General features: G+C 65.2%; 11 protein-coding genes. 7 read left to right on the forward strand and 4 right to left on the reverse strand.

Features of this window, described 5'->3' with window-relative positions:
* Window positions 1-218 precede the first annotated feature (218 nt).
* Both amn and B4M43_RS20640 read left to right on the forward strand, forming a co-directional pair.
* On the forward strand, window positions 219-1,682 hold the full coding sequence (gene amn / locus B4M43_RS20635; RefSeq protein ID WP_296269311.1) for an AMP nucleosidase: 1,464 nt from the start codon (window positions 219-221) through the stop codon (window positions 1,680-1,682).
* A 6-nt stretch (window positions 1,683-1,688) separates the two neighbouring features.
* A complete protein-coding gene (locus tag B4M43_RS20640; RefSeq protein ID WP_296269312.1) occupies window positions 1,689-2,318 on the forward strand; it encodes a pseudouridine synthase in 630 nt (209 codons plus the stop codon).
* Window positions 2,319-2,337: 19 nt separating this feature from the next.
* On the opposite strand, the gene B4M43_RS20645 is transcribed toward B4M43_RS20640, so the two are convergent.
* Together B4M43_RS20645 and B4M43_RS20650 are read right to left on the reverse strand one after the other, a co-directional pair.
* Window positions 2,338-2,541 carry a DUF2788 domain-containing protein gene (locus B4M43_RS20645; protein ID WP_296269313.1) on the reverse strand — a complete coding sequence of 68 codons (204 nt, stop codon included), beginning with the start codon at window positions 2,539-2,541 and terminating at the stop codon, window positions 2,338-2,340.
* Window positions 2,542-2,600: 59 nt separating this feature from the next.
* Complete coding sequence (locus B4M43_RS20650) at window positions 2,601-3,077, reverse strand: Lrp/AsnC family transcriptional regulator (protein ID WP_296269314.1); 477 nt, start codon at window positions 3,075-3,077, stop codon at window positions 2,601-2,603.
* A 396-nt stretch (window positions 3,078-3,473) separates the two neighbouring features.
* Here B4M43_RS20650 and B4M43_RS20655 point away from each other — a divergent pair, with 396 nt between their 5' ends.
* A complete protein-coding gene (locus tag B4M43_RS20655) occupies window positions 3,474-4,400 on the forward strand; it encodes a DUF6515 family protein (RefSeq protein WP_414707891.1) in 927 nt (308 codons plus the stop codon).
* Window positions 4,401-4,726: 326 nt separating this feature from the next.
* Here B4M43_RS20655 and B4M43_RS20660 read toward each other — a convergent pair whose 3' ends face one another.
* Window positions 4,727-5,998, reverse strand: a complete 1,272-nt coding sequence (locus B4M43_RS20660) for an Hsp70 family protein (protein WP_296269316.1) — start codon at window positions 5,996-5,998, stop codon at window positions 4,727-4,729.
* A gap of 163 nt (window positions 5,999-6,161) precedes the next feature.
* Between B4M43_RS20660 and cbpA the strand changes: the two genes are divergently transcribed.
* The 3 genes from cbpA (at window position 6,162) to B4M43_RS20675 (ending at window position 7,883) form a co-directional block, all read left to right on the forward strand.
* Window positions 6,162-7,115, forward strand: a complete 954-nt coding sequence (gene cbpA, locus B4M43_RS20665) for a curved DNA-binding protein (RefSeq protein ID WP_296269317.1) — start codon at window positions 6,162-6,164, stop codon at window positions 7,113-7,115.
* Window positions 7,116-7,117: 2 nt separating this feature from the next.
* Window positions 7,118-7,423, forward strand: a complete 306-nt coding sequence (locus B4M43_RS20670) for a chaperone modulator CbpM (protein WP_296269318.1) — start codon at window positions 7,118-7,120, stop codon at window positions 7,421-7,423.
* A gap of 97 nt (window positions 7,424-7,520) precedes the next feature.
* Entirely contained in the window at window positions 7,521-7,883 is a 363-nt protein-coding gene (locus B4M43_RS20675; RefSeq protein WP_296269319.1) for a hypothetical protein, read from the forward strand.
* A 7-nt stretch (window positions 7,884-7,890) separates the two neighbouring features.
* Here the strand turns inward: B4M43_RS20675 and B4M43_RS20680 are convergent, their stop codons facing one another.
* The gene (locus B4M43_RS20680; protein ID WP_296269320.1) at window positions 7,891-8,409 is read right to left on the reverse strand and encodes a GNAT family N-acetyltransferase; all 519 of its coding nucleotides are present in this window, start codon (window positions 8,407-8,409) and stop codon (window positions 7,891-7,893) included.
* 117 nt (window positions 8,410-8,526) lie between these two features.
* Here B4M43_RS20680 and B4M43_RS20685 point away from each other — a divergent pair, with 117 nt between their 5' ends.
* Window positions 8,527-10,008 (forward strand): hypothetical protein, encoded by a 1,482-nt coding sequence (locus B4M43_RS20685; protein WP_296269321.1) that lies wholly within the window; start codon window positions 8,527-8,529, stop codon window positions 10,006-10,008.
* Window positions 10,009-10,102: the final 94 nt, after the last annotated feature.

Genomic DNA, 10,102 nt, shown 5'->3' on the forward strand with positions numbered 1-10,102 from the left:
TCGACACGGAGGGCGAGTCGCTTGGCGAAGGGGCTCTCGGCCGTTGCCAGGTCGGCTGCGCACGCGTCTACGGCGCGTCCTCCAGGCTGCCGACGGCGTCGCGCGAGCAGGGCGGACGCTACACCCGGCAAGCGCATCGATGGCGCGCGCCCGGGGATGTATTTCCCGCGCAACCGAGGCAAGATGGCTGCCTGCATGTCCCAGACAGGAAGCACAGTGTGAGCCACGCGTTTGAAGTCGTAGATACCCCCGAACAGGCCGTCGACCGTCTGGCGGCCTTGCACCAACAGGCCACCGGGGCCCTCAGCCAGGCCCTCAAGCGCTACCTCAAGGACCGTACCGAACCGACCGCCGCCGAGCGGGCGCTGTACCGTTATCCGGCCATCCGTCTGACCTACGCCAGCCAGGGCGAGGTGGCGGCCACCACGCGGGCCTACGCCAAGGTCCAGGTCGATGGCGTCTACAGCGTCACCGTGACCCAGCCCGAGGCCTTCCGTGGCTACCTGCTCGACCAGTTGCGGCCGCTGATGGACGACTACACCGTCACCGTCGAAGTGGGCATGAGCGAGCAGAGCATTCCCTACCCCTACGTGGTCGACCAGGGCGACGAGCTGGCCGGTAGCGGCATCACCGCCGCCGCTTTGGCGCGGGTGTTCCCCAGCACCGACCTGTCCGCCGCCACCGACGACATCGCCGACGGCCAGTGGGACTGGGGCAACGCCCAGGCCCTGCCGCTGGCGTTGTTCGACGCCACCCGCGTGGACTTTTCCCTGCGCCGCCTGGTGCACTACACCGGCAGCGACTGGCGCCACGTGCAGCCGTGGATCCTGCTGACCAACTACCACCGTTATGTCGACCAGTTCATCGCCCACGGCCTGGAAAAGCTGCGCGATGACCCGCGCTTCGTGCGCCTGGTGCTGCCCGGCAACGTGATCGTCGACAAGGCCATGGACGAAGTGCAGACCCAGGCCCTGGTCGCCAGCGTGGTCTGGCACCGCTACCAGATGCCGGCCTACCACCTGATCGCCGCCGACGGCGACGGCATCACCCTGGTCAACATCGGCGTCGGCCCGTCCAACGCCAAGAACATCACCGACCACCTGGCCGTGCTGCGTCCGCACTGCTGGCTGATGATCGGCCACTGCGGCGGCCTGCGCCAGTCGCAGACCATCGGCGACTACGTGCTGGCCCATGCCTACATGCGCCGCGACGGCATTCTCGACCGCGTGGTGCCGCCGAACATCCCCATCCCGGCCCTGGCCGAGGTGCAGCTGGCCTTGCAGGAGGCCGCGGCGCACGTCACCGGCGAGCGCGGCGACGAGCTCAAGAAGCGCCTGCGCACCGGCACCGTGCTGACCTACGACGACCGCAACTGGGAGCTGCGTTGGGCCCAGGAGCGGCCGTTGATCAACCTGTCGCGGGCCGTAGCGGTGGACATGGAAAGCGGCACCATCGCCGCCCAGGGCTACCGCCTGCGGGTGCCTTACGGCACCTTGCTGTGCGTGTCCGACAAACCCTTGCACAGCGAGATCAAGCTGCCGGGCTCGGCCAATGCCTTCTACAACCGCGCCGTGAGCCAGCACCTGAAGATCGGCATCGCCGCCCTAGACCTGCTGCGCACCGAGCTGAACGCGCTGCACTCGCGTAAACTGCGCAGCTTCGACGAGCCGCCGTTCCGCTGAGGTCGCATGCCCCCGCCATCCCGTTCCACCCCGCGCCGTCCCTCGGCGCGGCCCGCCGCGACACGGCGCCCGCCCAAGGCGCCACCGGCCGAGCCGCGGCTGGTCCTGCTGAACAAACCCTTCGACGTGCTGACCCAGTTCAGCGACGGCGAAGGGCGCGCCACGCTCAAGGATTTCGTCGACATCCCCGGCATCTACCCGGCCGGGCGGCTGGACCGCGACAGCGAAGGCCTGTTGCTGCTGACCAACGACGGGCGCTTGCAGGCGCGCATCGCCGACCCCAAGCACAAGCTGGCGAAAACCTATTGGGTGCAGGTCGAGGGGGAGGTCAGCGAAGCGCAGTTGCAGCAGTTGCGCGAAGGCGTCGCGCTCAACGACGGCCCGACCTTGCCGGCCGAGGCGCGTGCGCTCGACGAGCCGGCGCTGTGGCCGCGCACACCGCCCGTGCGCTTTCGCAAGAGCGTGCCGACCTGTTGGTTGGAGTTGGTCATCCGTGAGGGGCGCAATCGCCAGGTACGTCGCATGACGGCGGCGGTCGGCTTGCCGACGCTGCGTCTGGTGCGCGTGAAAATCGGCGACTGGACTCTGGAGGGGCTCGAACCGGGCGCATGGCGCGAGGTGCCGGTGCCACGCTAGAGGCCGGTCTGCGGCTGCGTCACACGCCTTCGATCAACGCCACCGCAACCGTCTTGACGACGAACGCCATCACGCCCAGGCCCAGCACGAAAAACAGGATCAGCGTGCCCAGGCGCCCGGCCTTGGACTTTTTCGCCAGGTCCCAGACGATGAAACCCATGAAGCCGACCAGCGCGCTGATCAGGCCGATCATCATCCATTCTTCGAACACCGCCGGGTCCATCGCTGCGCTCCTTCAAGGTGGGTGCGGACGGCGAGCATACCTCACCGCTCGCTGCGCGCTCAGCGCAGGTGGGTCAGCGGCATTTCGGTGCTGGCCAGCACCTGGTTGAGCACGAAGCTCGAACGCACGCTGGTGACGCCTTCGATACGGGTCAGGCTGCCGAGCAGCAGTTTCTGGTAGTGGTCCATGTCGGGCACCACGACCTTGAGCTGGTAGTCGGCGTCCATGCCCGTCACCAGGCTGCATTCGAGCACCTGCGGCAGGCTGCGGATCACCGCTTCGAAGCTTTCGAAGCGCTCGGGGGTATGCCGGTCCATGCCGATCAGCACGTAGGCGGTGAGGCTCAAACCCAGTTTCTTGCGATCGAGCAGGGCCACTTGGCGGGAAATGTAGCCGTCGTCTTCGAGCTGCTTGACCCGTCGCGAGCAAGGCGAGGGCGACAGGCCGATGCGTTCGGCCAGTTCCTGGTTGGAAATGCGCGCGTCGCGCTGCAGTTCTTCGAGGATGTTCAGGTCATAGCGGTCGAGTTTGCTCATGTTTAGGGCCTTGTCTGTGCAGATTGCGGCGAATTATCGAATCAGAGTAAAAAATTGCGCAAGCAGTATTTGAATCAGCAATATTCGCAATCTTGTGTCGGGCCGCTTGCTCTATCGTTATCAACAGAATCACTGCCCGGACAACAGTCCACGGCGAGGCGCCTCAGACAGGCGCTCGCGGCCAGGCCATCCCACCGGATCCGCCAGGCCCCCGGGCTACACCCAGTCCAGAAGACCAGGTGAGGTGAGCCGACGTTACCCACGTCGAGCACGGACGACCATTCGAGAGGGAGGCCCCAGCGGCCTCCCTTTTTTAATGCGCGCGATTCACCGCCCGGGGGCAGGGTGCGGGTAGACTCGACGGCATTGAGGCCAATGTCGGTCGAGGGTGGTGCGATGAAGTCAGGTTTCGCTCGATGGGCGTGTGTGGGTGTTGTTTGCATGGGGCTAACCGCGCCTGTAGTGGCCGCGCCTGGATCGACCCCGCCCGTATCGACCGAAGCACCTTCACCGGCAGCCGGGCCGAACGGAGGCGCCGCTGCGCAGAACGCGCCGGGCCATTCGCCGCTCAACTCCCGGGACGAAGTCTGGCAGACCCAGCCGGCGCGTCCCGGTTTCTACCGCGACATTCCTCGTCGCGAAGGCGACTACCACCCCTGGCAAGCCGGCGGCCCCGGCCAGCGCCCCGGCGGCGATTGGCCGGGGCGGCCCCATGGGCAGGGCGACGGCTGGGGCGGCGGCCCGCAGTTGCGGCCCGGGCAGCGCATCGACGGTTTCGCCGAACGACACTGGAAAATTCCCTACCACGGGCAGGACTACTTCTATTCGGGAGGGTACTGGTACCGGCCGTACGGCGATGCCTATAGGGTCATCACCCCGCCCTACGGCTTGCAGGTCGACGCGCTGCCGGACTATGCCCAGGAAGTGTGGCTGAACGGGCAGCCGCTGTTCATTGTGGCCGGCACCTATTACCAGTACCTGCCGGACATCGGCCAATACCAGGTGGTCGACCCGGCGGCGATGCAGCCGCAGACCGCGCCGGCGCCGCGGCCTATGCCAGGCCAGGCGCCCCAGCCCATGCCAAGCCTTCCGTCGCAGCCGTCAGCGGGTGCCGCTCCGGCCATCGACGTTGAGCCGCTGTACGGGCAAGGCCCACAGCAGCAACAGCAGGACGGCGCCCAGTGTTATCGATGGGCCGTCGGCCAATCCGGCTTCGACCCCGCCAATGCGCCCTATGCCCCCGCCCAGTCGGTCTGGCAGGTCTATCAGCAGGCCCTGGGCGCCTGTCTGCAAGAACGCGGCTATCGCCTGCAACCGCGATAAGCCTGGGTATGGCCGTTCGCCGCGCCACAGCAAGCGTCATGCCCGTCGATGAAAAGGCGGCCTATTGGGGCCGCTGCGCGGCCCATCGCGGCTGAAGCCGCTCCCACACGTCTGTGCGTACCTGAGCAACACACGTTTCCCTGTAGGAGCGGCCGGTTCGGCGTTCCGATCAGCCGCGATGGCCGGCGACGCCGGCCCAATGGCCACAATGCGTTACGACAATGATTGCTTGGTTTCCAGGTCGCCTGCCGCGTTGCACGCCCATCGCGCTGCACGCCTGCATGTGATGAGCCCGACCCCTGGTCGATCGCTCTCACACCCTGCGGTCAAACCGTGCCATAGCGCTTGCGCGCCTCGATCGCCAGGCCGCTGCCGATGCTGCCGAAGATGTTCCCTTCCACATGCCGCGCGTTGGGCAGCATGGCCGCCACGCTGTTGCGCAGCGCCGGGATGCCGCTGGAGCCACCGGTGAAAAACACCGTGTCCACCTGCCGCTCGCTCACCCCGGCCTTGGCCAGCAGTTCGCGTACGCTGCCGCGCACTCGTTCGAGCAACCCGTCGATGGCGCTTTCGAACAGCGCGCGGGTCAGTTCGGCGCTCAGCTCCGGCTCGACGCGGCTCAAGTCGATGCGCCGCGAAGTCTGCTCGGTCAGGTCGATCTTGCTGGCTTCCACTTCCATCGCCAGCCAGTGCCCGGCGCGCTGCTCGATCAGGTTGAACAGCCGGTCGATGCCCAGCGTGTCTTCGATGTCGTAGCGCATGCTGCCCAGGGCCAGTTGCGACTTCTTCGAGTACAGCGCGTTGATGGTGTGCCAGGTGGCGAGGTTGAGGTGGTAGCTGGTCGGCATCAGTGCCTGGCTCTTCATGCGGCTGCCATAACCGAACAGCGGCATCACGCCTTGCAGGCTCAACTGCTTGTCGAAGTCGGTGCCGCCGATGTGCACGCCGCCCGTGGCGAGGATGTCGCTGTGGCGGTCGTCGAGCAGATGGCGCTCGGGCGACAGGCGGATCAGGCTGAAGTCGGACGTACCGCCGCCGATGTCGACGATCAGCACCAGCTCCTCACCCGCGATGTTGGCCTCGTAGTCGAAGGCGGCGGCGATCGGCTCGTACTGGAACGACACGTCCTTGAAGCCGATCTTGCGCGCCACGTCGGCCAGCGTGTCCTCGGCCTCCTGGTCGGCGGCCGGGTCTTCGTCGACGAAGAACACCGGCCGGCCCAGCACCACCTGCTCGAAGCTGCGCCCGGCCTCGGCCTCGGCGCGCTGCTTGAGCTCGCCGATGAACATGCCCAGCAGGTCCTTGAACGGCAGCGCCGTGCCCAGCACGCTGGTGTCGTGCTTGATCAGCTTGGAGCCGAGCAGGCTCTTGAGCGAGCGCATCAGCCGGCCTTCGTAGCCTTCGAGGTATTCGTGCAGGGCCAGGCGGCCATACACCGGGCGGCGCTCTTCGAGGTTGAAGAACACCACCGAGGGCAGGGTGATCTTGCCGTCTTCCAGCGCGATCAGCGAATCGACGCCCGGACGGTGCCAGCCGACCGTGGAATTGGAGGTGCCGAAGTCGATGCCGCAGGCGCGGGCCGGGGAGAGGTCAGACATGAAGAAAAGCTTCCGGAGGCAAAACGGCCGCGCAGTGTATGCGAGTCGGCAGCTAAATCAAGACCGGCCATCCATTGCAAGAAGCGCCCAAGCGGGCCTTGAACGGCTATCCTTGGGCCTTATCTTCAGTTGCAACATGTAACTTCACACTGGTGACCCTTGGATGGACTTCAAAGACTACTACAAGATATTGGGCGTCGAGCCGAACGCGGATGACAAGGCCATCAAGGCCGCCTACCGCAAGCTGGCGCGCAAGTACCACCCCGATGTCAGCAAGGAGCCCGGCGCCGAAGACAAATTCAAAGAGGCCAACGAGGCCTATGAAGTGCTGGGCGACGCGCAGAAACGGGCCGAATTCGACGAGATCCGCAAATACGGTGGCCAGCATGGCCGGCCGTTCCAGGCGCCCCCTGGCTGGGAGAATCGCGGTGGCGGCGGCGGCTTCGACAACGGCGACTTCTCCGATTTCTTCAGCTCGATGTTCGGCGCCCGTGGCGGCAGCCCGTTCGGCCGTGGCCAACAGCAGCAGCGCAGCGCCGGGCGCCGGGGGCAGGACGTGGAGCTGGAGCTGGCGATCTTCCTGGAAGAAACCCTGAGCAAGGACGCCAAGCAGATCAGCTTCCAGGTGCCGCAAAGCAACGCGGCCGGCCAGCGCACCGGCTTCACCACCAAGACCCTGAACGTGAAGATTCCCGCCGGCGTGACCGACGGCGAGCGTATCCGCCTCAAGGGCCAGGGCGCTCCAGGCTTGGGCGGCGGTGCCAACGGCGACCTGTTCCTGACCCTGCGCCTGGCACCGCACCCGCTGTTCGACGTCGAAGGCCACGACCTGATCATCACCGTGCCCCTGGCGCCCTGGGAAGCCGCGCTGGGTGCCAAGGTCGCGGTGCCGACCCTGACCGGGCGCATCAACCTGACCGTCCGCCCCGACAGCCAGAGCGGCCAGCGCCTACGGGTCAAGGGCATGGGTTTGACCAACAAGCAGGGCGAACGCGGCGACCTTTACGCGCAGCTCAAGGTGGTCATGCCCAGCCAATCCGACGCGAAAGCGCGCGAGCTGTGGAGCAAACTTTCCGAACAGGCCGCCTTCGACCCGAGGGCCAACTGGAGCAAGTGACCATGAGCAGCAGCCTGATCGTGCAACTGGACCTGCACACCCTGTGTCGCGAGGCCGACGTGTCGGCCGACTACGTGATCGCGATCGTCGAGCACGGCATCGTCGAACCTTGGGGGCGAACGCCGCAAGACTGGTTGTTCGACGATCAGGCGCCGCTGCGCACCCGGCAGGCGGTCAAGCTGCGTCAGCAGTTGCAGCTGGAATGGGAGGGGGTGGCGTTGGCGCTGGAACTGCTCGACGAGGTGCGGCAACTGCGTACCGAGAACACCCGGCTGCGCCAGCAGTTGGGGCGCTTCACGCAACGATGAATAAGCTGACGCCGACATTTTTGTCAGTAGACGGCATGGTTGGCGGTTTTCCATAGTGCGAGCCTGATCTGTCTTACTAGACGAAGAGGGCTTCGCCATGAGCATCGAGATTGCCGAAGATAAACAGGACTACGCCGGGCCCATTTCCAAGCAAGGCGTGGTCGTCGTCGAAGTCTATAAAGTGTCAGGCAGAGCCAGCCCGGCGGTCAGTGCCTACATGAAGCAATGGTCAGCGCATGCCAACTCTGCGATCACCTTCCTGAGGGTGCCACTGGAGCTGGCCATGGCCGACCCCGACACGTTCGATGGCCTCGCCAGTGCCCCAGCCGTGTGCTACTTCAAAGGCGGCAAGTGCGTACTGCAGGTGCTGGGCAATTACGTCAACAGCAACTACACGCTGCGCACGGACCCTGCCCAGGGCTGGTACGAGAAAAAGCTGGCCGACGTACTGCGCGATTGAGGACGCGTCAGTGTGCGGGGTTGGCATCCTCATCCAGTTGCAATTGCATGAGCGTCAGGTCGAGCCAGCGGCCGAACTTCACACCGACCTGGGCCATTTGCCCCGTCACGGCAAACCCCAGACGCTCATGCAGGCGAATCGAAGCGGCATTGCCGCTCTCGATGGCCGCCACCATCACATGCTTGCCGCAGGCGCGAGCCCGCTCGATCAGTTCGGCCATCAGGCGTGGCGCCAGGCCTTTGCCGCGTTGGTCATGGCGGATGTACACCGAATGTTCGACCGTCAGGCGAAAGCCTTCGAACGGGCGCCAGTCGCCGAACGAGGCATAGCCGAGCACACCGTTGTCGTCGACCGCTACCAAGATCGGGTAGCCCTGCTGCTGGCGGGCGTCGAACCACGCCTGGCGGTTGGCGAGGTCCACAGGTACCTCGTTCCATATCGCCAGGGTGTTGTGCACGGCATCGTTGTAGATGGCGAGGATGCCGGGCAGGTCGTCCGACGTGGCGTTACGGATGCAGGGGTTCATGGGGGTGTCTCGCGAAAAGTGAAGGGATGCCCGGCCTGGTAGTTTCGTCAGTTATGCCCGCGTAACGAAAAGCCCACCCTACAGACAGTTCGCGCAACTGACCACAGGATGATTACCATGGAAAAATTCCACTCGACCTACCTTTGTACAGGTTTGCTCGCCGTGCTGGCCTCAGGCTGCGCCAGCCTGGATCGGGTAGGACCGCCCTCCGGCAGCGCTCCGCTGTCCTCTGTTCAAGCGCTGCCGGCAGCTATCGATAGCCGCGTCTACCAGCGCGAGCTGGGCAATATGCAGATGGGGCCGTTGCAGCGCACTCGACGAAACGACGGGTACACCGTGGAAAGCGGTGCGTTGACGGATCATAAGGGCGCGGCCACCGGCAGCCTGATCGCCGTGCGCTCGCCCACAGGCGCAGTGACTGCTGTCATCGACAGGCCAGGCAGGCGAGGGTTGCTATTGGTCGATGTCCAAGGTACGCGACGCTTTCTCGAAGAGCCCGCTTACGATTACCTGAAGGCCGATGAGGTGGCGGGAGCCCCGCCCGGCGATCCGCCAGCCGTTCAGCGGCCTGCCGCCGATGCCTTCGTCATCGACGCCCTCGTGGCTTTTTCCGTTAAGGCATTGGATTCCCTGGGCAGCGATCCCATCGCATTCGCACTGGCGCAGCTGGAAACGGTCAACGTGGGCTTACGCAACTCACAGATATGGAGCACCCGCGTCGATTTGGCGGGAATCGTCGTGACCGATACCGACCGTGGCGTCGACTCGGAAGGTTTGCGCCAGACCGACCAGGACCTAGGGGGGCGGCGGCGTGCCTATCGGCACGACATCAACGTCGCCTATGGCAAGCAGGGCCCCTATGCCGGCCTGGCTTACGCTCCCGGCCTGAGCAGCATCAACTCGATCGACTATCCCCTGGCCTTCCGTCACGAGTTAGGGCACAACGTCGGCGGCCACCATTGTTATCCCGATGGGGGAGACGACTACAGGCACGGGCATCAGCTCGCATCTGGCATGGGCACCCACCTGTGCGGCAATAATCTTCCCTTCTATTCGAATCCCCGTGTGAGCCTGGAGGGCGTGCCGGTGGGCAATGGGGCGACGGCGGACATGGCACGTTTGTGGCGCGAGCAGGCAAGCCGGCTGGTGGACGCTGGCCCAGCGTTCGGGGGTGATCGGATGATCATGCTCTCGAGTCAGGGCGAGGCGAGACTGAATGTCGTTACGATGCCGACCTCCAGTTCGGCCGGGGTAGTGGCGTTGTCATCTCGGGAGGGTCCGGTTGAACTCACCGCGAATGCAGGCTCGTACACGATGTTGCGCACGATAGCCAGGGATGAAAACGGCCGGCCCTATATCGCCAATCTGCGCGCACAGAAGCAGGTCGGAGAGTGCAGCCGCACGGGCATGAATTCCAACAGAGGCTGCAACCCACTTTACGACAGGGGTGGGTTTTCACTGTTCGTCAGCTATGACGTCGAAGACAACGCGCACCTTCCGCCAAGTTGGTTCAACAGTGTGCTGGAACTCAAGGCAGTGGACGCGAAGTTTCCCGAGTGGTCGCGGCCCATTCTGATCAGCTTCTCGATACATCGCTAAGCGGGGGCGGCCTATCGCCAGCAAGCGACACGGCGCGAAGTGCGGGCACTGCGTCGCTCGCTGGGATGGGGTAGCTTGGCGACTGAAATATCTG

The organism is Pseudomonas sp. UBA6562, assembly GCF_002434265.1.
Lineage (GTDB): Bacteria > Pseudomonadota > Gammaproteobacteria > Pseudomonadales > Pseudomonadaceae > Aquipseudomonas.